Below are 25,913 nucleotides of genomic sequence, written 5' to 3'. Positions count from 1 at the left end.
CTATCACAAAAAACCTTCATAATCCCTCATAACAAGTTGGGATTCTACTTGTTTCATAGTTTCAAGAACAACTTGCACCACAATCAAAACACTCGTTCCGCCAATGCTTAAAGTGGATATTCCCGTTACCGATTGCATAACCGCAGGCAAAATGGCAATTAATCCCAAAAACACCGCCGAGGGCAAAGTTATTCTGGTTAAAATAACATTTAGATATTCCGAAGTGGCTCTTCCAGGACGAATTCCCGGCACAAACCCGCCGTTCTTTTTAATCTCGTCGGCAACTTTTTCGGGATTAAAAGTAACCGCAGTATAAAAATAGGTAAACCCCACAACCAACGCAAAATATAAAACATTATAAAGAATGCTGTTTGGCTGAAAGTTATAAGTTAAAAACTTAGCCATCCCGCTTATGGTTGAATTATTAACTCCTTGCAGATAATTTCCCAAAACGGAGGGGAGCAAAACCAAAGACACCGCAAATATAATAGGTATAACCCCCGCTTGATTTATTCTTAAAGGCAAATAGGTAGAAGACCCATATCCTGACGAACCTTTTTTTACAAGACGGGCGTATTGGATAGGGATATTTCTCGTTGCCTCATTTACAAAAACTATACCGGCAATAACCACAAGCGCCAAAACAAAAAACAATGTAAGGTTAAGGGCCCCATCTCCCGTTGTGGATACCGCTGTTCTTCCAATAGAAGAAGGCAATCTTGAAACTATTCCCGCAAAAATCAAGAGAGATATGCCGTTACCCAGCCCATACTCGCCAACCAGCTCCCCAAGCCACATCAATAAAACAGAACCCGCCGTCATAGTAATAACCAAAATAGCTATTGAAAAGATATCCAAACTCGGAACTATTTTTTGAGAATGCAGGAAGAAATACATTCCATAAGCTTGCAAAACGCAAAGAGGCACGCTCACAAGCCTGGTGTATTGATTAATTTTCTGCCTTCCACTCTCTCCTTCTTTTGACAACTCCTCCAGTTGAGGTATTGCCATAGTTAAAAGCTGAAAAATTATGGATGCGTTAATATAGGGGTTTAACCCCAAAGTAACCACCGAAAAATTTTGCATCCCCCCGCCGCTAAAAATATCTAAAAGACCCAAAAGCTGGCTTGACGCAAAAAATTCTTTTATCCCCGAAACATTAACCCCCGGAACGGGAATATGCGCCAAAATCCTAAAAATACCAAAGATAAGCAGTGTGACCAGAAGTTTTTTTCTCAATTCCGGCGATTTCAGTATATTTGAATAATTCTCTATAACTTTAATCATAGATAGTTCACAACGCTAAATACCAATCTAAAAGGTTTTTTGTGTCAGTAAAGCGGGACCCCTCGCTACTGCCCATAACTATAATAATTACTTTTTTATCCTTGCTGGTGTTCGCATAAGCATAGATTAAACACTCTCCCGCTTTTTCCGTAGTACCCGTTTTCATACCCACCGTTCCCGGAAGCGAGAACAACAACTCATTAGTATTTCTAATCGTATAGGTCTTGCTGGAATCGTGGGACGGCGCTTTATAATATCTTGTACCCACAATTTTCATCAGCTCCGGGTTTTTCCATACCTCTCTTGCAATAATCAGCAAATCGGACGCTGTAGAAAGTTGGTTTCCATTATCGCTGTCCAGCCCTATCACATTGTCAAAACGGGTGTGCGTTAAACCCATTCCCTCCGCTTTTTTGTTCATTTTAGCCAAAAAATCCGAAGGGTTATTATGTCCCTGCGCCAAAACACAAGCCGCATCGGATCCTGAAGGAAGCAAAAGAGCATAAAGTAAACTCTCCACTGATAAAAAATCTCCGTCTAACAGATACGCCTGCGTTCCCGGAAGTTTTAGACAATCTTTTGGTATAGGCAAAACATCTTCAATAGAGTATTCGTCCAAAGCCACTAACGCCGTCATTAATTTAGTAGTGGAAGCGGGAGGAAGAATAAGGTCGGGGTATTTATCCGCTACTATTTTGTCTTGCATTACATCGTAAACAATGTAAGACAACGCGGTAACTTTAGGAACTGGGGGGGTTTCTTTTTTAACTGGCGCGGGAGAATCTTCCGTTTTTTCACCCAAAACTACAGTTTCGGTAAGGTTTTCTTTAGGCTCTTCTTGTACTGTTAAAGGCGGGTTAAATTTTTTAACCGGGTGGGTATAGCGAAAATAAAGCGCGTATAAAAAAACTCCTAAAGATAAGACAATTAGAAAAAGGCTAAATATGGATATTTTAGATTTATTTCGCGCCATCCTTTTTCTCCTTGGAAATTTTTATATCCACCCTTTGCATATCTCGGGGAAAGAGCGATGCCTCTCTAATATTTTTAAGTCCCAATACCTGCATAGTAACCCGTTCGGCGCCAACCGCAAAACCGCCTTCGGGGGGCATACCGTACTTAAAAGCCTGTAAATAAATCTCAAAATCCTCTTTTTTATTGCCCCATTTTTTAATGTTATCCAATAACTTATTGTAATTGTTTATTCTTCTTCCGCCGGTAATCCACTCAAGACCTCTGCCCAAAAGGTCAAAGCTGTCTGTATATTCAGGGTCGTCGTCGCTTGGGTAGGTGTAAAACGGTCTTTTCTTGGTAGGGTAGTGAGTTATGAAAATAAGTTCCGACTGATATTTTTCTTTTGAATACTGGCAAATTTCTTTTTCGTCCTCAGGACTTAAATCAGGTTCTTTTGTGTTATCTCGCCCGGTTCTTTTAAGAATAATTTCTTGCGCTTCTCTCATTTTTATTCTTGGAATTTTCTCCGAGACAAGGGGAGTTTTGGCATTGTAAAGCGCAAGCTCTTTTAGACAAGTGTTGTTTAAACTTTTAAAAATTCCTTTAACCACAATTTCCACCACATCCAAAATATCCGAAAAACTTTCTATGAACCCCATTTCGCAATCTAAAGACACATATTCACTCATATGTCGCGTAGTAACGCTAGGCTCCGCCCTATAAGCGTGAGCTATGGTAAACACTCTTTCAAAAACCCCCACCATAATTTGCTTGTAAAGTTGAGGACTTTGCGCAAGGTACGCTTTTCCATCGTAATAATCCACCTTAAAAACTTCGGCGCCCCCCTCGGTGGCGCAAGGAACAAGCGTGGGAACAAAAATTTCCGTAAACCCAAGAGATTTAAGAGTTTCTCTAAAAGAATGGACGATTGTTTCCTGAACTTTAAAAATCGCTTTTGTTTTGGGGTGTTTTAAAGTAAGCGGACGATAATCCAACAAAATTTCTAAAGACACTTTTAAATCAGCATCCCCCATATCAAAAGGAAATTCCCCCGCTTTCTCCAACACTTCCAATTTTTCTATTTCAAGTTCCACCGTACCTGTAACGATTTTGGTATTAACCATTTTTTCGGGTCTTTTTTTAATGGTTCCCAAAACTTTTAAAACATCGCCCATAGAAACTTCTTTTTCGGAGGATAAAACTGTTTGCAAGATGCCACTTCGGTCGGAAATATCCACAAATTTTATTTTTCCGTGGTCCCTAATTGCAGAAACCCAACCTTTAATAATAACTTTTTCATTTAGTTTTTGGAAAGAGTCTATAATTAATGTTCGTTCCATTATGGACATATTCTATAACAAATATCTATTCACACACAACCTCTTTTTTGATTAAGTAAGGAGGCAAGCCTTTTATTTTTGGCAAAGATTGCACCGCCCTAAATTGAGGATAAAAGTTCTCGTTAAAATCTATCCACGAGAAATGGTCAAAGGGGGGATTGTACCTAATAGTAAATGGGGTAACCGCTACAACACGGGTATCCGGTCCCCAAACTTCTTTAAAGGCTTTTACAAAATAGCTTGCCACAACATCTTGGCTCAAAAAATTGTCATTGTAAATAATACCTTCGCGGTGTGCCCAACCAGTCTCGGTTATAAATACGGGCAAATTATTTACTCCAAATAGTTTATTGAGTAAATTTAATTCCCAATCATAAGCCTTTATGCTGTCACGCCCAATCGAAAATGGGCTCCCTCTATAAGCAGGTTGGGGGTAAGGGTGGCTTGCCCACCCGTCCAGTTTATTAAAAATCCCGGGAACGGCTTTGTTCATTGCGATAATAAATTCTTCCTCGTCAATGTACCCATCTCCATTTCTAGCGGAAGAGTTAAAAGCGCCGTTTAACATAAAAAAGTTTTCATTTTGATTTTTAAATATGGCTATAGTTTTGTCTAACACCTCCGCGTACTCGCTAGGGTCCGCCCCCTCTCTCCAAAATCGCGAGTCGTTTGGCTCGTTAAAAACACTTACAAATCTTTTCTTAATAGGCCACTCTAAGGAATCTAAAAGTTGCGCGCATTCTTTTAGTTGTCCTTCTTCGTCTTCTTTGGACAAATCCCATAATTGCAAAATTGGAATTAAATGTTTTTCGTTAAGTTTTCTAAAAACCTCTCTCCATTTACCGCCATCGTAGTCTCTAACATTTATAGGAATAAGAACATATCCCCAATCTCCGCCGTTAGAATTTACAAGGTCGCCGGCAAGTTCCACATAATCTTCTTCCGCGTAAATATAAAGTCCGAATTTATTGTTTTGGTAACCAATAATATCTTGAACATTCCCCAAATTGGTATTGTAGCTTGTGGAAACGCAAGTTTTTGACCCCTCAAATTTTATTTTTGAATAGTTTATTTGGGATACTAACTCTTCAACAGGATGATATCTTTCTTCCAAAGGACGAAAAGAACGGTTTTTCATAGCAACTATTCCCGAAAATAATAAAATCAGAAAGGATAGTAGTAGCCCAAAAAGGACAAGTGCTCTATTTTTATGTTTTTTCCCCCGCCATTTCCAAATACGCATATCTTCTATTTTACCTTAAAAAATGGTAGAAATTAAGAAATGCCGAAGTGGTCTCTTTCGCTAAAGCTACAAAGACCTCTCGGGCAAGGATTCGCAAACAGCTCATCTCTTGCCGAAGTGGCGGAATTGGCAGACGCGCACGGTTCAGAACCGTGTCCCAACTAAAAATCGGGATGTGGGTTCAAGTCCCACCTTCGGCACCAATAAGAAAAGGAAATTTTTGGTTTTGCTTCGCCGTTTCAGACTACAAAATGAACATTTGTATTATATCATTTATGGTTCTTTGGAGTTGTTCATTTCTCCGTCCTCACGGCGATACGAGGCGCTTCCTCTCGGCGTTCTGTGGTGGCTCTAAACTCTGTGGCTTCGATGACTGGTAGTGGTAACTCAAAATATGGATTGTGCTAGGCACAAACAAATCTATATGTGCTTGCCCCGCCCGCCCTGTGCGCGCACAAATCCCCGCCGTTTTTAGGAGACATTATAAAACGGCGGGGATTGCTCCCTTGAATCAGGAAAAACTTAAAGTTTTTCCTTAGTTAATCCAACATGGCATATCATGGTATGTTGTTTCCTTGGTTACAAGAGACAACTCGCCACGATAGCATTTGTTTTGACTTTGGTTGATAGTACCTGACACCGATATAAATGCTTCGCCACCTTCGCCAGCGAAAGGATAACCGGATTTTTCTGCACTTTCTTTATTCCAGAAATTTTGGAAACCTTGTTGCTGAATTTTGGCACCAGTACCTTTCAGATTATACGCACTTACATAATAGTTAAGGGCTTGGGTTTGGCTCTTGAAAGACAACGAGTCGTGAAGATTTACTGTTGATACTCCTATTCGTCCAGATTGTGTTGGGTCGCTCTCAAGAGGAAGATTGCTAGGCGAAATAGTTGGCGGAACACCAAGCGTCATGCTGTCTATTTGATTCACTAGCAACCAATCTTTCTTTACTGCATATCTTATCTCTAATTCACAAGTAAGTCCTAGTGGTCTCAATGATACAGAACTAACAGTAATATAAGCATTAAATTCTGAGTCGGAAAGATTATTTTCTTTCTTGAATGTTTTTTCCCAGCCATCTTGATATGCTTTTGCACTGTAAGTAACTAAATTTTCACAATTATTACTTAATGTAGGGTTTTTAGTTGAAGGTTGGATTGGAGAAGGGGTTGGAGTTTGGCTGGGAGTTTTCGTATCTGTCTTTTGCTGATCTTGATTTGATGACTCTGTTTCAGTATCAATGACAACAGGTGCTTCTATCTTTTTATTTTCGTAAATATAAACACCGCCTCCGACTACCAACACCGCAATAATCACGAGAAGTAATGGCACGATAAAACCTTTTTGTGAGTTTTTCATCTGTTTAAACAATACTCTTATTTTAATAATTTATCAACCGAAATGCCAAGCGCTTGCGCTAATCTATCTAATTGGGAAATAGTGATATTTTTCTTGCCATTCTCAATCGCGCTCATATAACTTCTATCCATATCAAGCGCTCGGCAGATGTCGCCTTGCGACATCTTATGGAGAACCCGTATGCGCTTGATATTTCGCCCTAGTTTTTTGGAAATTTGATTCATATTTAAGATATCCACATCATAGCAGTTGTGGCTTTCTAATTCTATATGGTATTATAGTTCCATATGATAGCGGCGAGATCTGCGAAAAGAGATGTTAATTATGTCCCTTGTTATCGCCCCAATGGGACCTCTATCCGAATTGTTTTATTTGCGCGATTACTGGCAACCAAAAATTCTTACTGGGAGAAGCTTTGGAATAGAAGATCTATTTTTTGCTTTTACTATTGGAGGAATTGCCGCAGTGATATATGAAGTGTCTTTTAGAAAAAATATACAAAAAGATGTGTATCCGCGCGTCCAAAATATATGTTAATGTCCGCAATTTTCGGAATAACTTGGATGTTTGTTGGCAATATAGTTTTGGGTTTTAATTCCATCTATATTTCCACGATGGGGTTTTTATTAATCGGGATTTTCATACTCTTACTTCGACACGATCTCTTTAAGGACGCTTTATTCAGCGGGATATTTGTTGGAGTCCTTATGCTTATCTTTTATTTAATATTTTGCAATATTTTTGACGGAATTATCCAAAAGTGGTAGCTCCTCGAAAACCTTTCTGGCATCTTTTTCCTCGGCGCGCCTATTGAAGAATTGATGTGGGGTTTTAGTTGGGGATTTGTCGCAGGACCTACATATGAATTTATCTGCGGACTCAAATTATCTAAACAGGGTTAAACCCTTATGAATTAAAAACTTGCGGAAAATTCTAAAAGTGTTTAATATAATCTTAATGAGAATCCTAACTAGAGGAGAATATAATGTCCTTTCGGATTTTTTTAATAATATCTCGGTAGCTTGGTTTACAGGAGGCATCGTAGCTCCCTTTTTTTCCAAAACATTCGCCGTGGAAAAAATGCTTTTTCTCATTTCCGGGTTTGGACTTTCTTATCTATTTCTTAATTTATCGTTGCTATTCGCAAGGGAGGCCAGATGAACACATCTACATTTTCAGACACATACTTTATGGCCGTTATAGCAAGCGCAATCTTTGTTATATTAACTTATATTTTATTTAGAAAGAGATAATTTATTATGCTTACTAATGCCAATCCTGCTATCGTAATTTTAGCGTTTGCGTCTCTGTTCCTTGCTGGATATATTGTTTTATTCTCTTCCAAACAACATAAAAAGTGCAGTAAAATCAGTTCAACGAAAGGTGGTGATAGAGAATAATTACTAAAGAAGATGTCTTAAAATTTCTCAAAAATAATGACCTTTGTGTTGTGGCAACTGTTAATGAATCCGGGAAACCAATTGCGGCAACGATGGCTTACGCCATTGACGACAAGATGGTTTTTTACCTCGAAACATCGAACAAGGCACGCAAATACAAAAACTTGCTGGTTAATCCGCGAGCGGCAATCGTCGTTGGGATCGCAAACAATCTTCCGACCGTGCAAATTGACGGTAAGGTCACGGTTTTAAAAGGCGAGGACGCGATTAACGCTCGAAACTTCATTGTCGGACAACATCCGGAATGGGAAGGGTATTACTTGGGCCCAGATAAAAATCCAGAGGAAGTTTATTTTACCGTTAAATCGACTCGGGTTTGCTATTCTGACTTCACCAAAGAACCAATGGTGGTTGAAGTGGTTAAAAATTAAAAATGGGGAAAATTTTAAATCTCAAAAACAGAACCACTGTTGAACTCAACCCCGTTCCTCCATTTACCTTTGACCCTTCGATGCACAAGCCGGGACATTTTCCCTCGCAAGACACAGCTTGGGGCAGAGGTTGTCGCTGGCAGACGATGTTGTGGGGTGGGCAGTGCTTGGGTTTGAAGTTTATCAATGCAGGAGCAATTAAAAGACCGAAAATCGATCTTGAGGTTTATTCCAAAAATAAACTAGCTTCTGATTTCATCAGTGGACTAACCGAGGAGATCAATTACCGCTACGATTTCCAAACCGACCTCTCAAATTTTATCAAAAAATTCAAAAACGATGGACAACTTGGTTCCGTTCTCAAAAAGTGGCCGGGAATGAGAATTATGAGTCCGCAGTCTCTCTACGAATATCTAGTCATCGGAATCGTTTTACAAAATTGTACAGTTAGACGCTCGGTTAATATGATGCAAGTTTTGTTTGAGAATTGCGGAACCTTACTAAATTATGACAACAAAAATTTCTACTGTTTCTGGGAACCGGAAGTTTTAACTAAAGTTTCCGAGCAAGAACTTCGAGACCTCAAAGTCGGTTATCGGGCAAAATCTTTAAAAAGACTTTCCGAACCATTTGCCAAAAATGAGATTGATGAATTGGAACTTAGAACCAAAGGCAAGGAAGAACAACGAGAATCTTTAATCAACCTTTACGGCATCGGACCTGCCACCGTTGGTTACATCCTCCTTGATGTATTCAAACACTATGACGAACTTTCTCATATTTCTCCTTGGGAGCAAAAAATCTATTCCAAACTTTTCTTTAATCGAGATCCGTCAAATCCCATCTCGGAAAAAGAGCTCCTCAAATTTTTTGATAACCGCTTTGGCAAATACAAAATGCTCGCTGTCAATTATATTTGGGAAGATCTATGGTGGAAGAGAAAACACGAGAAAATCCCCTGGTTGGAAGAATTAATTAGATTATAATCACCACCACATGCTACTAAAATTCCATAAATTAAACTTCCTTTTTGCAAAGTTGTGCCATTAAGGAGATTTAAATAAGCAACTCGGGAAGGTTTTTAAGAGCGTATTCAATTGGCAATATTTCAATATTGCCTTCGCTCATTTTTCTTTTTCCTCCATAGATAAGAAAACTTTTTGATTGAGGATATTCCTTAGAGAAATATTTTAGACCCTTAGTTAAATCAGAGGAAATTTTGTTGGTTCTTTTAATTTCAAAAGCGCGAATTCCCTTTTCTCCATACATTACAAAATCAACTTCTATTCCTGTTACGGTTCGGTAATAAAAAAGCTTATACCCTAAATTCAAACTGCTGTTAATAGCAAGGATGTCCTGAAAAAACAAGCTCTCGTAAGACATACCTTCTACCATTTCAGGCATATCCAAAGGACCCATCGGACGCAATACCTTATAAACACCCACATCAAAAAAATAGAATTTAGAATGAGCAAGAAGTCTCCTTTTCGCCCTTTTATTAAAAACAGGGATGCGATATCCAATTAACAAATCCTCAAGAATCTTAAAATAATTTTCCACCACCTTCCTATTAATAGCCGCTTCCCTTGCTACTTCCGATGTATTTAAAATCGACCCTTGAGAGAAACTTGCTGTTTCCAGGAAACGGGCGAAAACGGAAAGATTTCTTGTTAGTCCTTCTTGAAAAACTTCCTCCTCAAGGTAAGTCTTAATATAACTTTCCAAATATTTTTGGGGATCTTTCTCTTTATTTATAGAGGGGAGATGCCCATAATTTAAAGATTGTTTAAGATTAAAATCAGTACCAAGTTCCACCGCTGTTAATGGGTGCAAAAAATAAGTAAGCGCTCTGCCCGCTAACAAATTCTGCCCGCCTTTTCTTAATTTTCTAGCGCTAGAACCAGTGAGGATAAATTTAAGACGTTCTTTTTCAATTAAACGATGTACTTCGTTTAGTATTTCGGGAATTCGCTGTACTTCATCAATAATAATATAATCGGTAAAGTTTTTTGGTATATAGTTCTCCAACCTTTGCGGATTGGCTAATAAAATGTTAAATACCTCCGCTTCCAATAAATCTAAATATACTGCTTTCGGAAAAGTGGCTCTTACCCAAGTTGTTTTTCCGGTTCCGCGAGGACCAAACAAAAAGAAGCTTTTATCTTTTGGAGGCGTTATTAATCTGGAATACATAACTCCATTTTACATAGTTTTTTGGAGTTGTCAACTCCATTTTACATAGTTTTTTGGAGTTACCGACTCCATTTTGCACAGTTTAATAGTCACTAAATTTTAGGGGGAGTAGATATACTTACTTTGGGAGACCTGACAATTCTTTTTGGGCTTGTAAAATTTGTGTGTCGTATTTACCATCTTTATTTTGACTTTGAAAGATTTCTATTCCTTTCTGTAAATGTTTTCTCGCCTCGTCATACACCCCTAAATTTTTATAAGCTGTTCCTATACTTACATAAGCATAACCCGAACTGTCCGTTAATCTAAGTGTCTTTTGAAATTGCAATACGGCTTCCCCATTTCTTCCAAGTTTGATAAGCTCATCTCCCACAAAGTTTATATATATAACATTGTTTGGGTCAAGTGCCTCTGCTTTTTTGTAAGCAGGCAGACCATCTTCTTCAGTTCCTACAGTATTTGGCCAGCCATAAGCATCCCCCAAGTTAGACCAAAGTATGGGATTTGTAGGTTGTGCGTCCACAGCTAGTTTTGCTTCTTCAATCGTTTTATCGGCAAGAGGTTTAAGCGCAGAAACATCATTACTAACAGCTTGCATTTGCTTAAAAAGCGCTTGACTATTCTCATAATGAGTTTTAGCTTCAGGAGACATGTTTTCTTGATTTTGTTTTAAAGATTGGGCTGGACGACTGTCCACTTCTTTGTTACCTGCTTCCTGCATTCCTAGTTTAAAGCCCATATACATAAAACTACCCATATAAACAGAGAAAAATAGAATAGTAAAAATGGTTATAATAATTGCCAAAATAGTTTTTGGTTTCGCTCCTGTCTTAACAACTACAGTCTTGGCAATTTTATCGTGCCACGCTTGCTTTTTCTTATCCCACGCTACCCAAAGATAGCCAAGCCCAAGAGAGCATGCAGACACGAATATACCTAAATACCGCACAAAGGCAACAGGGTAGGTTACCTTTGAACCGTCATCTCTTGTTACTTTTATGCCCAATAACCTTTTTCCGGGGGTAGCCCCATCATAATTAACATAGAATAGCAAAAAATACGCTAACCCAAAAAGTAGACTAACAAAAGAGACTAGAGTCATGGAAGTAGAATTTTGAATTTGTTGAAACTCCTCTAGAGACTTAATGTTTTGGAAAACTAAAGCTGGATTTCTTCCCAACGCGGTTTGGATAAGCATTCCAATCAAAAATACTAGAAGAAAATCCACCCAATATGCAAGAAACCTTACTCCGAAACCTGCGTATTTTACTTGCGAATCCGAAACGGAATTTAATTGACTTGCTTGTTCCATAATTAAAAGACTTTCTATTTTCAGCTTAAGATAGTACAACACCCTTGTCAACACTTTTTTCAATAGGTTTCAATAGGGTTTAACCCTAAAGGGTTAAACCCTTCTCATTTTCAAATATTGTATAATGGGTGTATGGAAAAACTTTTTTTATACACCGACGGGGGGTCAAGAAATAACCCAGGACAGGCGGCTATTGGCGTTGTCTTAATGGACAACGAAAAAACTGTGATAAAACTCGGCAAAAAAATAGGTATTGCCACCAACAACATCGCCGAGTATTCCGCATTAATTTTTGGCATTGAAACCGCTCTAAAATACCAGCCCAAAGAACTTATATGTTTTATGGATAGCGAACTTGCGGTAAAACAACTAACCGGAGCTTACAAAATAAAAAACGCGGAACTCCAAAAACTTGCCATAAAAGTAAAAAATCTAGAAAACCAATTTGAAAAAGTTCAATTTAAATATATCCCGCGAGAACAAAATTCTATGGCAGATTCCCTTGTTAACGCCGCTTTGGACAATTTATTATGAATACTCCCAATTTGGACAACATATCCAGAAAATCCAAAATACGAGTAACGGATATAATAAACATTATTGAAATAATTAAAACCCAAACTCCCACCGTTTCGGAACTTACCCGAATAACCAACCTTTCGCATGGGCAAATGAAAAGGTTAGTTTTGTTATTAAATCCCAAATTTGTCAATTACAATACGGCCTCCCCGCGATTAACGCTCACCAATATGGGAGGAACGCTTCTTTCCGAAAAATCTGAAAAAGAACCACCTTTTAACTTGCAAGGTATCCAAGATTTTATTCGCCATATAAAAAGTTTAATGCCCGTCCCAAAAAGAGAATACGACCAGTTTTACGCCACGGAAGAAACCGTTATAAATCGCGTAAAAAAGCTTAATGGCCAGAAAGATTTACAAGATAGGAAAATAGTTTTTCTTGGGGACGACGATTTAACATCTCTAGCCGTAGCTTACACATTTAGAGCTTGCGATATTTCCGTTCTTGAAATCGATACAAACATACTTAATGTTATTGAAAAGGTGTGTAAAGAACATCGCTTAAAAATAAATTATGTTTTGTGGGATTTAAAAAAGGCTATTCCAAAAGAGTTTTTGCATAAGTCGGATACCGTTTTTACCGACTCGCCATACACCGAAAACGGATTTGACCTTTTTTTGCGAAGAAGTTTGGAAGCCACCAAAGAAAACGGATTATCCTCACACTACATTTGTTACGGCACATCCCCTTTATCAAGAGAAAAATCGTTAAAAGTTCAACAAATAATAAACCAATACGGACTTTTTATAAGAGAAAAAACCCAAAACTTTAATAAGTACATAAAAGGAGCGGAAACGGTAGGGAACACAAGCGATTTGTATATACTGGAAAAAACTCCTCAAACAAAACTTGGAAAATCCAAACCTCTATCAAAATTGTACACTTGGGAATGAAAAGGCGTTACCTAAAAAGTTCTAGGCAACGCCCATAGTCCCTAATGAACAAACAACAACCGCAACCTCTCAAGAAAGGTTAAATTACGCGCCGTGAAAGACGAAAGCCCAACGGCGCTAAAGTCAAAACTCGCCCTGTTCCACGCTAATGTGGCGCAGGGGTCCCAACCAATAGTTTCTTGATTGGGATACAGAATTTCCAACGAACTTTTGTCCTTATAAAATTCTTTAGTCCCGCCGGAAGACAACTCTTCCCATGTTATCCCCTTATCCCCGCTCCAGAGAAGAGGAAGAGGGGAAAGGTTGGTAAGGCGGGTTTCAACAGTTCCACTTTTTAGCACTGCCACAAAATCCAAGTTGGAGCAAACTCCTAACCAACTGGACTTAAAAAATGGGGCTGTTTTTTCTTCAATCGCAACGGCAATCTCCCCAAGCGCAAACCCATTTGAAGGGTCGGCATTGAAATTAAGAGGGGTGATCTCCCCCGTAATAATGTCCACATAAGAGGAGGCCCCCTCCTCTCCGCCAACGCTTTTTGTGGACACCCACAGTTTGTCGCGAGAGGAACTCAAAAAAACTGACGAGATGGGGGATTCATCTACAACATACCCCCAGTGAACCTCCACCCTCGCAAGAATTGTCCCTTCCTGCGCAAAGACAAAAGATGGTGTCAACAGAACCACCAAACAACACAAAAAAACCGCCACAGAAACCTTTTTCATTGTTCCCCCTTATTTTTAGGCTGAATTTAGACAGTTAATGAATTATAATGGATTCCCCACTATAAGTCAAACTCTATGGGATTTGCTCTTGGCAAACTATTTCTGCGCGGATTACAGTTATTTCCGGTTGTTTTTCAGCAAAATATCTATTTATTATTTTTACATCTTTTTTGCTTATTTCTCTGCTGGACAAAATATCTATGTAAGCTAATTCGTACTCTGGCCAAGTATGAATAGCTAAATGACTTTCTAATAAAACCAAAAAAGCGGTAGCGCCTTGTTTTTCAAAACGAGCAAAACCTTCTTTTAGTACTTTTAGGTTGGAAAGACTGGCCAAATCCCTGCACAAGGACATAAGCCATTTTTCATCTTCAAGATTTGCGCTTATAGTTTTAATTGTAATTGTAAATCTGTGTAGTGTTACCATAACCTTACATCCCCATTCCGCTCATATCCATACCAGCGCCGGGTGCTGAGTTTTCTTTATTCTCCGGAACATCCGCCACTAAAGCCTCGGTGGTTAATATATTAACCGCAACACTCACCGCATTTTGAAGAGCGCTTCTAGTTACCTTGGCGGGGTCAATAATTCCTTTTTCAATCAGATTAACAAATTTCATATCCACAACATCGTAACCTTCATTTTTTCCTTTGTTTTGTAGTTCTTTAACCACCCAACCACCGTCCCCACCAGCATTTTCCACAAGTTTTCTAGTTGGTTGTTCAAGAGCCTTTTTAAGAATCTCAACCCCAATTTGCTCCTCCGAACCCAATTTTAAAAACTCCAAAACTTTGCGCGCCCTCAAAAACGCAACCCCGCCACCCGGCACAACACCTTCCTCTACCGCCGCTTTTGTTGCGTTAACGGCATCTTCCACGCGGTATTTTTTCTCCTTCATTTCCGTTTCAGTAGCCGCCCCAACGCTTATAACCGCAACCCCGCCGGAAAGTTTCGCCAACCTCTCTTCAAGCTTTTCTTTATCAAAATCGCTGGTTGTTTGTTCTATCTGCTTTTTTATCTGCTCAATTCTAGCTTTTACTTCTCTGGAATCTCCTTTACCTCCAACAATAACTGTTTCTTCCTGTTTGGCTATAATTCTATCAGCGCGACCTAAATCTTCCACTTCAGCGGATTCAAGTTTCCTGCCCATTTCTTCACTTATAACTTTTCCGCCCGTTAAAACAGCTATATCTTCAAGCATAGCTTTTCTCCTGTCGCCAAAACCCGGCGCTTTAACCGCAAGAGCCGTAAAAGTTTTTCTTAAAGTATTAACCACAAGTGTAGCCAAAGCTTCGCCTTCAACATCATCCGCTATTATAACAATATTTTTGGATACTTTAACAAGTTTCTCCAAAAGCGGAAGGATATCGGCAATAGCCGAAATTTTCTGGTCGGTGATTAATATATAAGGACTTTCAATAACCGCCTCCATTCTTTCAGGATTGGTTATAAAGTAAGGAGAGGCATACCCTTTGTCAAAAACCATCCCATCTTTGTATTCCACTTCCATTTCAAGCCCTTTGCCTTCCTCAACTGTAACAACACCTCTATCGCCCACTTTTGCTAGAGCGTCGGCAATTATTCTTCCTATTTGAGGGTCTCCCGCGGATATAGTGGCAATTTGGGCTTTTTCTTCGCTACTGCCTATTGGTTTGGCAATTTTCTTAACCTCGGCAACAACTGCGTCGGTAGCTTTTTCAAGACCTCTTTTTAAAATCATCGGGTTTGTCCCAGCGGCAATGTTTTTAAATCCCTCATCCACTATCGCTTGAGCAAGAAGGATTGCGGTGGTTGTGCCGTCTCCCGCCACATCGTTTGTTTTGGTGGCAGCTTCTTTAACTAGCGACGCCCCCATATTTTCAAAAGGGTCTTTAAGCTCAATTTCTTTGGCAACGGTAACACCATCATGAACAATACTCGGAGAACCCCATTTTTTATCAAGCCCAACATTTCTTCCTTTAGGTCCAAGCGTTGTTACCACCGCTTTAGCCAAAGCGTCCACACCGTTTTTTAATTTTCGCCTTGCATCTTCTCCGTACATTAATTGTTTTGCCATAACACTATAAATTCCAAACCTAAAACTCCAAATTTCAATAAATTTGAAATTAAGATTTAGAATAACAATAAACTAAATTAACCAACAATAGCTAAAAGATCTTCTTCTTTTACAAACAAATATTCTTTTCCTTCTATTTTAACTTCGTTTCCGCCCCACTTTTTGTATAATATTTTATCTCCCTTTTTCACAGCAGGTTTTATCATCTGCCCGCTTTCGGTAAATTTTCCAGGACCCACGGCAACAACCGTACCCTCTTGAGGCTTTTCTTTAGCGGTATCAGGAATAACAATCCCAGATACAGTTTTCTCTTCTTTTTCGGAAGGTTCAATCAAAATATAATCTAAAACAGGTTTTATGGTGGCCACACCTTTTTTTGCCATAATTTTATCCTTTCATAAAAACTAAAATTCAACCAAGCATAGAAATATATAGCAGACAATCGCATCAAGTGTCAAGGGCGAAATTTACTATTGACTAAACCTGAACAAATCCTTATCATAAAAACAATGCTGATAATTGAATGGGTTAAGAAAAATAAACTTTCCTTTTTTTTAATACTTTTTGTTTTGTATCTTTTGTTTAAAGGTTTTGCTCTTAGGCTTGTTGGCGGGTCCCTGCCCTCAAAAAATGTTCCGCCCTCTTCCATCAGCGGTTCTTATGAAGGAATGGATTTGATGTATTCCAATTACTCGGAACCTTCTTATGGTAGAGGAATTGAAAGTGTTGATGTTACTGCCGAAAACAGAAAGGTCGTAGAGGAAACATCATTATCTTTGCAAGTTAAAGATGTTTCAAATTCCATAGAAGCGATTAAAAAAGAGGCGCAGGTTTTAGGGGGATTTATGGTTTCGGCAAATTTGTCAAGACCTCTTGAAGCGGCTGATGGAAATATAACTATAAGAATACCCGTGGATAAAGCGGATGCTATGTTAAGTTTTTTAAGGGGTTCGGCGGTTAAAGTTGTATCGGAAAGTTTAACTGGTTTTGATGTTACCGACCAATATAGCGATATAACCGCGCGGCTTGCGGTTTTGGAAAAAACAAAAAAGATTTTTGAGGATATGCTTTCTAAAGCGGTTAATGTGGAAGAGATACTGCAAGTGCAAAGGGAGATTTTAAATTTGCAAAGTCAGATGGATTCTTATAAAGGGCAAGCGCTATATTTGGAAAAAACATCCAGTTCCATAAAAGTTACAGCATATTTATCCACCGACGAGTACTCTTTGCCATTTGCGCCGCAAGATGGGTTTAGACCAAAGGTGGTATTTAAGCAAGCGGTAAGGGCGTTGGTTTTAACAATAAGGGGACTTACGGTTAAAGCAATTTGGATTGGAGTATACGCAATAATTTGGGTTCCTGCATTACTCATATTTCTTCTAGTAAAGAAATTCTTAAAGAAATCTTCAGTTAAAAAAGTTCCGCCTTCAAGGTAGGGCAGTGGGTAGATCGTCAAGTTTTACCTCAATTAGGGATAGACCCATCCGCCTTCGCCAGCTGGCGAATGGCGGATGGGTCTATCCCAAATGGGTCTATCCCTATTTAAAATCCCTATTTAAAAAAATACCGTCATTGCGAAAAACATCCACTTCTCGCAATAACGGTTTTGAGTTTTAACTCTCCTCATCCCAAGCTTCTACCATCTCGCTCCAAACATCTCTCATAATACGAGCCAATTCTTCGAAGGAGACACCTTCTTCAACCAACAACAACGCCCCCGACAAGTTTTCTGGGGGTATGTGCCAATAAAATCGTACTAATTCTACTACCCTCTCAGAAACACCGACCTTCCTCGCCACCTGCTCAATGGACGCCCACTCATCCCCCAAAATACCTCCAATCTGTCCTGCGCTAACTTGCATCTCTCCGTCTCCTTTCTCGTTTGGGTAGCCCATCCCGACTGAAAATGTAATAAGGATTATATCATTTTTAAAATTTTCCTCTTGACTACTCTTGGCAGTCAATGTAAACTGGTGCTAGTATGCAAGAAGTAACGCCCAGACAAAAAGAGCTCCTAAGAGTTGTGGTGGACGAATACATTGATTCTGCCAGTCCTGTTGGTTCCGAGGCTTTGGTAAAAAAGTATAAATTAAAATACAGCCCCGCGACTATCCGAAACGAAATGGCGGACCTTATTCGAAAAGGGTTTTTAGAAATGCCCCACTCCTCTTCAGGCAGAAAACCAACCAGCCTTGGTTTAAGATATTACATAACAGAATTGATGGAAGAACAAGATGTCCCCGTTCTAAACGAGGTAGCTATAAAACAACGAATATGGCAAGACCGCTACGAATTTGAAAAACTTTTGCGAAACATAACTTTAGCTTTGGCAGAATCCACAAAACATTTATCTGTGGTATCCTTAACCGACGGGTTTGTTATTCACGCTGGAAGCGTTAACATATTAGATTACCCCGAGTTTTTTGATATGGATGTGGCAAAAGCCGCCTTAAATCTACTTGATAATTTTGAACTTTTAAACGATTTATTGTCTAAAGGATTTGGAGATAATGATATAAAGGTTTTAATAGGAAAAGAATTGAATTTTAAAAATCTTGATTGTTGCGGATTTGTATACACTAATTTTAACGGCAGGGGAAAATCGGGAACTATTGCTATTCTTGGTCCCGATAGAATGGCGTATTCAAAAATAATACCCATCGTTAGATACATCAAAAATTTAATTAACGAGGTAATATCCAGTTTTTAAAATATGGAAAAAAAACTTGAAAAACTTGAAAAAGAAATAGTAGAATTGCAAGAAAAGGTACAAGAAACAGAAAATAAATGGAAACGAGCTTTGGCGGATTATCAAAATCTGGAAAAAAGGACCAATGAACAAAAAATAGAATTTATAGAACTGGCAAACCATAAAGTGATATTAGATTTTTTGGATGTTTTAGACTGTCTTGAGGATTCCGCAAAACATATAAAAAACGAGGGGCTTAATTTGAGCGTTAAAAAGTTTAAGGACGCTCTTTTAGGGAACGGGGTCAGCGAGATACAAACGGACGATGTTGATTTTGACCATAACTTAATGGAAGCCGTGGATACGCAAAAGGGTACGGAAAACAAAGTGTTAAAAGTAAACAAAAAAGGGTATATACTAAATAATAAAGTTTTAAGACCTGCTCAAGTAGTAGTAGGCAGAAAGGAATAAAATTATGTCCAAAATATTAGGCATAGATCTCGGAACAACAAACTCCTGCATGGCGGTTATGGAAGGGGGCAAACCAAAGGTGGTGCCAAACGCCGAAGGTATGAATACCACTCCTTCCATTGTTGTTCCCGACAAAAATATCGTGGGGGTATCCGCAAAAAGACAACAAGTGGTTAACCCTAAAAACACCGTTTTCTCGGTAAAAAGATTAATGGGACGACGATTTTCGGACCCCTCCATTAAAGAGGCATTAAAACATGTGCCTTACACCATTAAAGAAGGCAAAAACGGCATGGCGGTTGTTGAAGTGGAAGGCGTTGAATACACTCCGCAAGAAATATCCGCAAAAATCCTCCAAAAATTAAAAACCGATGCCGAAAGTTTTTTAAACACCTCCATAAAAGACGCTGTGATTACTGTTCCCGCCTACTTTGACGACGCGCAAAGGTCCGCCACCAAAGAAGCGGGGCAAATTGCCGGGCTAAATGTGTTAAGAATAATCAACGAACCTACCGCCGCGTCGCTGGCGTACGGATTAGACAAAAAAACTAACGAACAAATCGCCGTTTACGACCTTGGAGGAGGCACATTTGATGTTTCTATATTAGAAATCGGCGAAGGTGTTTTTGAAGTTAAATCCACAAACGGCGACACTTTTCTTGGCGGAGACGACTTTGACCTTAAGGTCATAGATTTTATTATTGAAGAGTTTAAAAAGGATCAAGGGGTGGACTTGAAAAACGATAAACAGGCTATGCAGAGACTAAAAGACGCCGCGGAAAAAGCAAAAATTGAACTTTCTTCCACACAAGACACCGAAATTAACATTCCGTTTGTTACCGCGGACCAATCGGGTCCAAAACATTTGGTAATTAAACTTTCAAGAGCCAAACTTGAGCAAATAGTGGGAAATCTAGTCCAAAAAACTATAGAACCCTGTAAAAAAGCCGTTTCCGACGCTAAAATGTCTTTTTCGGATATAGACGAAGTGGTTTTAGTTGGCGGAATGACCAGAATGCCTAAAGTGGTGGAAATTGTAAAAGAAGTTTTCGGCAAAGAGCCTCATAAAGGCGTTAATCCCGATGAGGTTGTAGCTGTGGGAGCGGCTATTCAAGGCGGGGTTTTATCCGGCGAAGTAAAAGACATTTTGCTTTTAGATGTAACTCCGCTAACCTTGGGCATTGAAACTTTGGGAGGAATAGCCACACCGCTAATAAAAAGAAATACTACTATACCAACAAACGCGGCTCAAGTTTTTTCTACCGCCGCCGACAACCAAACCAGCGTTGAAGTGCATATAGTACAAGGCGAACGGGAAATGGCGACCGACAATAAAAGTTTAGGTCGGTTTATTTTGGACGGCATCCCTCCCGCGCCACGGGGCGTTCCTCAAGTAGAGGTCTCATTTGATATAGACGCAAACGGTATGGTAAATGTTTCGGCTAAAGATAAAGCCACCGACAAAACACAGAGCATAATTATACAAGGGGGTACGGGTCTCTCTAAAGAAGAGGTAGAAAGAATGGTAACTGAAGCGGAAAAACACGCTCAAGAAGACAAACAGAAAAAGGACATTGTGGAAGCCCGAAACCAAGCTGAAAATCTATGTTACACCGCCGATAAAACTCTTAAAGACGCCGGGAATAAAGTTTCTGAAGATATTAAAAAACCGGTGGAAGAAAAGGTTAAGGGATTAAGAAGTGTTTTACCTACCGCCACACTGGAAGAGCTGAAGAATAAAACGGAAGAACTTTCGCTAGATTTGCAAAAGATAGGACAAGAAATGTATAAACAGCAAGACAAAGGGGGTTCCGAAACTCCGAAAAGTCCCGATGATAAAAAAGGTTCGGAAAACCCCGAAGAACCTGTTGAAGGCGAGGTTGTGGACGACAAGGGCTAAGATATGTCTAAAAACTACTACGAAATTCTTGGCGTCCCAAAAAGCGCTCCTATAGAAGATATTAAAAAAGCTTATAAAGAGCTTGCTAAAGAACATCACCCCGATGTAGCTAAAGATAAAACAGCCGCGGAAAAAAGATTTAAAGAAATAAACGAGGCTTACCACATCTTAAGCGACCCGGAAAAAAGAAAAATGTACGACCAGTTCGGTCGCGTTGATACGGGAGCTGGAGGAGGACAGGGTCCCTTTGCGGGAACGCAAGGCAGTGCTTGGGGACCTTTTACTTGGTCTTATGCTTCATCGGAACCAGAAGCTAACGGAGTTGACTTTGGAAACTTTACCGACCCGTTTGACATTTTTGAAGAAGTTTTTGGGTTTAGAGGTTTTTCTGGCGCGAGAAAACCTAGAAAAGGGAGAAATTCATACTATTCTCTTGAAATCTCTTTTGGGGAAAGCATAAAAGGTGTTGAGAAACGAATTCAAGCAAACGGCAATACTCTTAACATAAAAATACCCGCCGGTGTTTCAAACGGAACCGAAATAAGATACGCAGGTTATGGCGAAGCTGGCCCCCCAAATACCGAAAGAGGCGACCTATTTATAACCATAAAGGTAAAACCACACCATAAACTAACTATTCAAGGCGACGATGTTTTTAGTATGGAAACAATAAGTTTTATCCAAGCTATTTTGGGAGATTCTATAAACATAGACGCGCTTGACCCAAGTTCGGAAACTGGGGTTTCTCAAATAAAACTCAAAATCCCGTCAGGAACACAACCGAACACCCAATTTAGGCTAAAAGGAAAAGGAAAACCAAGGATGAGAGGTTTTGGTCGCGGTGACCATTACATACAAATTGTCGTTAACATACCCACCCGCCTTTCCCGTCAGCAAAAAAACCTTTTGGAAGACTTTAGAAACTGATGTGTTGGGGGTCTATTGCTTGAACATAAATATAAAAAGCGCCACTTTCCCTTTCTTTAGTGGTAAAAACTCCTTCAAAAACATAAATGGGCTGTAAAAAAGCCGTTGGGGTTTGGGGTTGAAAATACGAAAGCTTTACATCACGCATTTCCATTTTCGCCACACTCAAAGGTGTGTACACAGAATAATAATCTTCCGTGTTTTTCTTTAAGTAAATAACATTTCCCCCCCCATTTTTTACAAAATCCCACGCTTTCTCAACAGAAATCAGAGGATAGGCAGATTTGTCCAACAATAAAACCTGATTGTTGTAGTAGAGGATAGGATAGATAAGCGAGATGTCGCTTCTTTTCTCGTAATCGCTGGGGTTTGAAATATAAACAGAAACCATCGCCTTCGGCGGGCTATCCCCATAAATTAAATTTTCGGTATCTTCATTGCTTTTAACTTTTCTGTAAAAATCTACCCTAACAAGATTTGCTTGCAGATAATTTGCGGTCTCGGAAAAACCCCTACTATCCGCTCTAATGTATGCGGTTTTAATTTCTCCGTTTTGCAAATCTTCGCTTAAAAGCCCGCGAGCTTGCAAAAAACTTTGCGCCTTGTTTTGCGCCTCAATAGGGGATAACACAAACCCCAGTGATAAATTGTCCCCAAGATACTCGGAACTAGTTTCTAAAAAAATCTCTTTGGTAGCAATATTAAAATACAAACTTCTTTGATTTCCGTTTGTGTTCCATACAAACTCTATTAAAGATTTTTTAGCGGGGCTCCCCAAAAAGTTTACGCTTTTAGCAAACTCTTTAGCTTCCTTCTCCGCAGATATGCGAGGTATGGGCATAAATAGTTTGTAAACCCAAGTTCTATCTGGAAAAGAGGGAAGTTTACCCGTTTTGGTGTCCAACACATATTCAGGAAAAGAACCTTCCGAAAAAGACAGGCTCTCAAATTCAAGTTGCGGAACATTTCCAAAAGAGGCTTCTGCGGGAGGTTGTTTTGGGGGATTTAGAGTTAGATACAAAGATTTAGCCTTAATGAACACAAATTTTAAGGTGTAAAAAGAAAAGACCACAATAACAAACCAAAGCAATGCCCGTTTAGTTGCAAATGATAATTCGGTAAGAGTCATATTCTTTTAATGATATAATACTTATATGGTAAGAACAAGAATGGCTCCAAGCCCCACTGGAGAATACCACATTGGCCACATAAGAACCCTACTTTTTAACTATGCGTACGCCAAAAACAGGGGCGGGAAATTTATTATAAGAATAGAAGATACCGACCAGCAAAGATACATTAAAGAAGCGACTCCCAAAATCCTAAATGTAATAAAAGCGTACGGGTTTAGTTGGGACGAAGGTCCTGATATAGGCGGTCCTTTTGGTCCCTACACACAATCCGAACGAATCCCCCTATATAAAAAATACGCCTTGGAACTTATTGAAAAAGGGTTTGCGTACTATTGTTTTTGCGATAAACAAAGGCTCAACGAAATTAGAAAAAAGAGCGAGCAGGAGCATAAAATTCCAAAATACGATAGACATTGCAAAAATATATCTTTTAAAGACGCCGAAAAGAGAGCCGAAAAAGAGCCTTTTGTTATAAGGTTAAAGGTACCGGATGGTGAGATTTTGGAATACGAAGATTTGGTAATGGGAAAAATATCAATTAACGCGGATAATTTAGACGACCAAATTCTTATTAAATCAGACGGATTCCCTACCTACCATTTGGCAGTGGTGGTGGACGATTATTTAATGCAAATAACACATATTTTAAGAGGCGCGGAATGGATATCAAGTACCCCTAAACACATACTTCTTTATAGATATTTCGGATGGCAAATGCCCCAAACCGGGCACCTGCCCGTGTTTTTGGATCCTTTGGGAGAAGGAAAAATGAGTAAACGCAAAGGTAGCGTGTCTGCCCAAAGCTTTTTAGATAAAGGGTATCTCCCCGAGGCGCTATTAAATTTTGTGGCTCTACTTGGATGGTCTCCAAAAGAGGGTAAAGATATTTTTACTTTGGACGAATTTATTAAAAATTTTGATATTTCCGATATAAACAAATCTAACCCAACATTTAATATGGATAAACTAAATTATCTTAATGGGTACTACATAAGAAATTTAGATAATAATGATTTGCTCATGCGCTTGCTAACTTTTGACCCCGACTTAAAAAATACGGACAAGGAAAAACTTAAAAAAATTGTTGCTCTTGAAAAAGAACGGTTAAAAACTTTAGGGGACTTTAAAGATAACACCAAATTTTTTTTCACAGACTTTGAAGCCGATACACCAACATTAAAAACCCTACTTGTACCCACCGGGCGCGCGTCCGAAAAGATATTACGCCACCTAACAAACTTAGCCAACTTACTGGCTAACATTGACCCTTGGAATTTAGAAAACCTAAAAAAACTTGAAGTAGGAATTAGGGATACGGCAAAAAAGAATAATTGGAAAGTTATAGACGCTTTTTCACCCATAAGGGTTGCTGTTTCCGGAAGCCTTGTTTCCCCCCCACTTTTTGAAACAATAGAAATACTTGGCAAAGAGGAAACTGTAAAAAGGATTAAACAAGCAATTAAGATATTAAATTAAAAAAAGGAGTCTCCTTGTACAAGGAGACTCCTTAGTCTAATTGAAACAATGTTCAAACACATAATTAAGAAATCTATAGAAGACGCAGTAATTAAACTTAAAATCAAGCCGGTGGATTTTGTGGTGGAACACCCCGAAAATGAGGATTTTGGAGATTATTCAACCAACATTGCTATGGTTTTATCCAAAAAACTAAAAAAATCGCCTATGGTGATTGCAGAGGAAATTACCAAAAATATAAAGATTGAATCCCCAATTTCAAAAATACAAGTTGAGAAACCCGGTTTTATAAACTTTTGGCTTGAAAAAACCTCCCTGCTTTCGGTTTTGGAAAGGATCCAAAATGAAAAAGAACTTTTTGGAAAAGGAAACATCCTAAAACATAAAAAAATAATGGTGGAATATACCGACCCAAATCCCTTTAAAGAGTTCCATATCGGGCACCTTATGAGTAACACCATTGGCGAATCTCTGTCCCGCATACTTTATTTTAATGGGGGGGTCGTGAAAAGGGCTTGTTACCAAGGAGATGTAGGCGCGCATACTGCCAAAGCTTTATGGGGACTTAAAAAAATCCTTGCGCAAAACGGCAAGGAAATCGAAAATTTGAGCCGAAAACCCTTGCGCGAAAAAATAGAAATTTTAGGGAAAGGGTACGCTTACGGAGCTGAAAAATATTTGGAGGACAATGTAGCAAAAGAAGAGATTGACGAATTAAACAAAGCAATTTACAAAAAAAGCGATAAAGACATTATGCATTTATATAATTTAGGAAGGAAATGGAGTTTGGATTACTTTGAAACAATTTACAAAAAGCTAGGAACAAAATTTGACTATTATTTCTTTGAAAGAGCCGTCGGCGAAAAGGGCTTGTTATTAGTAAAAGACTATCTCAAAAAAGGAGTTTTTGAAGAAAGCGCGGGAGCTATAATATTTAAGGGCGAGAAGTATGGCTTGCATACTCGCGTCTTTGTAAATAAAAGCGGTTTACCAACTTACGAAGCAAAAGACCTAGGTCTGCCAATATTGAAAAACGAAGCCTTTAAATATGACCTCTCTATTGTTGTAACGGGAAACGAAATTGCCGATTATTTTAAAGTCGTTCTAAAGGCGTTAAGCATAATAAATCCTAACCTTGAAAAGAAAACCAAACACATCCCTCACGGGATGTTACGACTAAAAGAAGAAAAAATGTCTTCAAGGACAGGAAAGGTTGTTACGGCAGAAGGTTTGATCAACAGGGTAGAAGAAAATATAAAAATAAAGGTCCCTGATATAGAAACTAAAGAACTTACACCTATTGTCATAGGAGCAATAAAATATTCAATGCTTCGCCAAGGACCTGGCAAAGATATAATTTTTGACTTTAAAACTTCTCTTTCCTTTGAGGGAGATTCGGGACCATATCTTCAATACACCTACGCAAGATGTAACAGCATTTTGAGAAACGAAAAATTGGATAAGGGGGTAACTATGTCCTATGCAATAAACAAGGATGAAGAAAAGATATTAAAACATATTTATAAGTTTCCAGAAGTTG

At 38.9% G+C, this 25,913-nt stretch carries 27 protein-coding genes and 1 tRNA gene; 13 read left to right on the top strand and 15 right to left on the bottom strand.

Annotated features, from left to right (window positions below):
* Positions 1-3: 3 nt before the first annotated feature.
* Genes secY through KJ678_02485 form a run of 4 tightly spaced genes read right to left on the bottom strand, consistent with a single transcriptional unit; the run spans position 4 to position 4,719 of the window.
* On the bottom strand, positions 4-1,287 hold the full coding sequence (secY, locus tag KJ678_02500; GenBank protein ID MBU1017011.1) for a preprotein translocase subunit SecY: 1,284 nt from the start codon (positions 1,285-1,287) through the stop codon (positions 4-6).
* Between the two features lie 7 nt (positions 1,288-1,294).
* The gene (locus KJ678_02495; protein MBU1017010.1) at positions 1,295-2,260 is read right to left on the bottom strand and encodes a hypothetical protein; all 966 of its coding nucleotides are present in this window, start codon (positions 2,258-2,260) and stop codon (positions 1,295-1,297) included.
* The gene (gene aspS, locus KJ678_02490) at positions 2,247-3,581 is read right to left on the bottom strand and encodes an aspartate--tRNA(Asn) ligase (GenBank protein MBU1017009.1); all 1,335 of its coding nucleotides are present in this window, start codon (positions 3,579-3,581) and stop codon (positions 2,247-2,249) included. The genes KJ678_02495 and aspS overlap by 14 nt, the downstream gene beginning before the upstream one ends.
* Before the next feature lie 25 nt (positions 3,582-3,606).
* Positions 3,607-4,719, bottom strand: coding sequence for a hypothetical protein (locus KJ678_02485; GenBank protein ID MBU1017008.1), 1,113 nt, complete (start codon positions 4,717-4,719; stop codon positions 3,607-3,609).
* Positions 4,720-4,935: 216 nt separating this feature from the next.
* Between KJ678_02485 and KJ678_02480 the strand changes: the two genes are divergently transcribed.
* Positions 4,936-5,027 (top strand) — tRNA-Leu (locus KJ678_02480).
* Positions 5,028-5,359: 332 nt separating this feature from the next.
* Here KJ678_02480 and KJ678_02475 read toward each other — a convergent pair.
* Positions 5,360-6,190 (bottom strand): hypothetical protein, encoded by an 831-nt coding sequence (locus KJ678_02475; GenBank protein MBU1017007.1) that lies wholly within the window; start codon positions 6,188-6,190, stop codon positions 5,360-5,362.
* Between the two features lie 17 nt (positions 6,191-6,207).
* Positions 6,208-6,414 carry a helix-turn-helix domain-containing protein gene (locus tag KJ678_02470; GenBank protein ID MBU1017006.1) on the bottom strand — a complete coding sequence of 69 codons (207 nt, stop codon included), beginning with the start codon at positions 6,412-6,414 and terminating at the stop codon, positions 6,208-6,210.
* A 91-nt stretch (positions 6,415-6,505) separates the two neighbouring features.
* On the opposite strand from KJ678_02470, the gene KJ678_02465 reads away from it, so the two are divergent.
* A complete protein-coding gene (locus tag KJ678_02465; GenBank protein ID MBU1017005.1) occupies positions 6,506-6,727 on the top strand; it encodes a hypothetical protein in 222 nt (73 codons plus the stop codon).
* Between the two features lie 347 nt (positions 6,728-7,074).
* On the opposite strand, the gene KJ678_02460 is transcribed toward KJ678_02465, so the two are convergent.
* Positions 7,075-7,284: a hypothetical protein gene (locus KJ678_02460; protein MBU1017004.1), complete on the bottom strand. Its 210-nt coding sequence runs from the start codon at positions 7,282-7,284 to the stop codon at positions 7,075-7,077.
* A gap of 302 nt (positions 7,285-7,586) precedes the next feature.
* Between KJ678_02460 and KJ678_02455 the strand changes: the two genes are divergently transcribed.
* Both KJ678_02455 and KJ678_02450 read left to right on the top strand, forming a co-directional pair.
* On the top strand, positions 7,587-8,021 hold the full coding sequence (locus KJ678_02455) for a pyridoxamine 5'-phosphate oxidase family protein (protein MBU1017003.1): 435 nt from the start codon (positions 7,587-7,589) through the stop codon (positions 8,019-8,021).
* Positions 8,022-8,023: 2 nt separating this feature from the next.
* Entirely contained in the window at positions 8,024-9,007 is a 984-nt protein-coding gene (locus KJ678_02450; GenBank protein MBU1017002.1) for a hypothetical protein, read from the top strand.
* Between the two features lie 70 nt (positions 9,008-9,077).
* Here the strand turns inward: KJ678_02450 and KJ678_02445 are convergent, their stop codons facing one another.
* Positions 9,078-10,214: an AAA family ATPase gene (locus KJ678_02445; protein ID MBU1017001.1), complete on the bottom strand. Its 1,137-nt coding sequence runs from the start codon at positions 10,212-10,214 to the stop codon at positions 9,078-9,080.
* 118 nt (positions 10,215-10,332) lie between these two features.
* Positions 10,333-11,568, bottom strand: coding sequence for an RDD family protein (locus tag KJ678_02440; GenBank protein ID MBU1017000.1), 1,236 nt, complete (start codon positions 11,566-11,568; stop codon positions 10,333-10,335).
* Between the two features lie 90 nt (positions 11,569-11,658).
* Between KJ678_02440 and KJ678_02435 the strand changes: the two genes are divergently transcribed.
* Both KJ678_02435 and KJ678_02430 read left to right on the top strand, forming a co-directional pair.
* Positions 11,659-12,060: a ribonuclease HI family protein gene (locus KJ678_02435; protein ID MBU1016999.1), complete on the top strand. Its 402-nt coding sequence runs from the start codon at positions 11,659-11,661 to the stop codon at positions 12,058-12,060.
* Complete coding sequence (locus tag KJ678_02430) at positions 12,057-12,998, top strand: bis-aminopropyl spermidine synthase family protein (protein ID MBU1016998.1); 942 nt, start codon at positions 12,057-12,059, stop codon at positions 12,996-12,998. The genes KJ678_02435 and KJ678_02430 overlap by 4 nt, the downstream gene beginning before the upstream one ends.
* Positions 12,999-13,039: 41 nt before the next feature.
* On the opposite strand, the gene KJ678_02425 is transcribed toward KJ678_02430, so the two are convergent.
* The 4 genes from KJ678_02425 to groES form a co-directional block, all read right to left on the bottom strand.
* Entirely contained in the window at positions 13,040-13,720 is a 681-nt protein-coding gene (locus KJ678_02425; GenBank protein ID MBU1016997.1) for a hypothetical protein, read from the bottom strand.
* A 73-nt stretch (positions 13,721-13,793) separates the two neighbouring features.
* Entirely contained in the window at positions 13,794-14,147 is a 354-nt protein-coding gene (locus KJ678_02420) for an S-adenosylmethionine decarboxylase (GenBank protein ID MBU1016996.1), read from the bottom strand.
* A 4-nt stretch (positions 14,148-14,151) separates the two neighbouring features.
* Positions 14,152-15,777, bottom strand: a complete 1,626-nt coding sequence (groL, locus tag KJ678_02415) for a chaperonin GroEL (GenBank protein MBU1016995.1) — start codon at positions 15,775-15,777, stop codon at positions 14,152-14,154.
* Between the two features lie 77 nt (positions 15,778-15,854).
* Positions 15,855-16,160 (bottom strand): co-chaperone GroES, encoded by a 306-nt coding sequence (groES, locus tag KJ678_02410; protein MBU1016994.1) that lies wholly within the window; start codon positions 16,158-16,160, stop codon positions 15,855-15,857.
* Between the two features lie 126 nt (positions 16,161-16,286).
* Here groES and KJ678_02405 point away from each other — a divergent pair, with 126 nt between their 5' ends.
* Positions 16,287-17,213 (top strand): DUF4349 domain-containing protein, encoded by a 927-nt coding sequence (locus tag KJ678_02405; protein MBU1016993.1) that lies wholly within the window; start codon positions 16,287-16,289, stop codon positions 17,211-17,213.
* A 177-nt stretch (positions 17,214-17,390) separates the two neighbouring features.
* On the opposite strand, the gene KJ678_02400 is transcribed toward KJ678_02405, so the two are convergent.
* Positions 17,391-17,672 (bottom strand): hypothetical protein, encoded by a 282-nt coding sequence (locus KJ678_02400; protein MBU1016992.1) that lies wholly within the window; start codon positions 17,670-17,672, stop codon positions 17,391-17,393.
* Positions 17,673-17,758: 86 nt separating this feature from the next.
* On the opposite strand from KJ678_02400, the gene KJ678_02395 reads away from it, so the two are divergent.
* Genes KJ678_02395 through KJ678_02380 form a run of 4 tightly spaced genes read left to right on the top strand, consistent with a single transcriptional unit; the run spans position 17,759 to position 21,764 of the window.
* Complete coding sequence (locus KJ678_02395) at positions 17,759-18,487, top strand: hypothetical protein (GenBank protein ID MBU1016991.1); 729 nt, start codon at positions 17,759-17,761, stop codon at positions 18,485-18,487.
* A 3-nt stretch (positions 18,488-18,490) separates the two neighbouring features.
* On the top strand, positions 18,491-18,937 hold the full coding sequence (locus KJ678_02390; protein ID MBU1016990.1) for a nucleotide exchange factor GrpE: 447 nt from the start codon (positions 18,491-18,493) through the stop codon (positions 18,935-18,937).
* Positions 18,938-18,941: 4 nt separating this feature from the next.
* Positions 18,942-20,837, top strand: coding sequence for a molecular chaperone DnaK (dnaK, locus tag KJ678_02385; GenBank protein ID MBU1016989.1), 1,896 nt, complete (start codon positions 18,942-18,944; stop codon positions 20,835-20,837).
* Between the two features lie 3 nt (positions 20,838-20,840).
* Positions 20,841-21,764, top strand: a complete 924-nt coding sequence (locus KJ678_02380; protein ID MBU1016988.1) for a DnaJ domain-containing protein — start codon at positions 20,841-20,843, stop codon at positions 21,762-21,764.
* Here the strand turns inward: KJ678_02380 and KJ678_02375 are convergent.
* Positions 21,754-22,893 carry a hypothetical protein gene (locus KJ678_02375; protein MBU1016987.1) on the bottom strand — a complete coding sequence of 380 codons (1,140 nt, stop codon included), beginning with the start codon at positions 22,891-22,893 and terminating at the stop codon, positions 21,754-21,756. The two genes, KJ678_02380 and KJ678_02375, sit on opposite strands and share 11 nt — an antisense overlap.
* Positions 22,894-22,918: 25 nt before the next feature.
* Here KJ678_02375 and KJ678_02370 point away from each other — a divergent pair, with 25 nt between their 5' ends.
* A complete protein-coding gene (locus tag KJ678_02370) occupies positions 22,919-24,373 on the top strand; it encodes a glutamate--tRNA ligase (GenBank protein ID MBU1016986.1) in 1,455 nt (484 codons plus the stop codon).
* Positions 24,374-24,421: 48 nt separating this feature from the next.
* On the top strand, positions 24,422-25,913 hold a 1,492-nt coding region (gene argS, locus KJ678_02365; protein ID MBU1016985.1), incomplete at its 3' end, for an arginine--tRNA ligase.

Source organism: Patescibacteria group bacterium (assembly GCA_018817085.1).
In the GTDB taxonomy this organism is placed as follows: Bacteria; Patescibacteriota; WWE3; order CG2-30-40-12; family CG2-30-40-12; genus CG2-30-40-12.
This window is presented reverse-complemented; position numbering and strand designations above follow the sequence as displayed.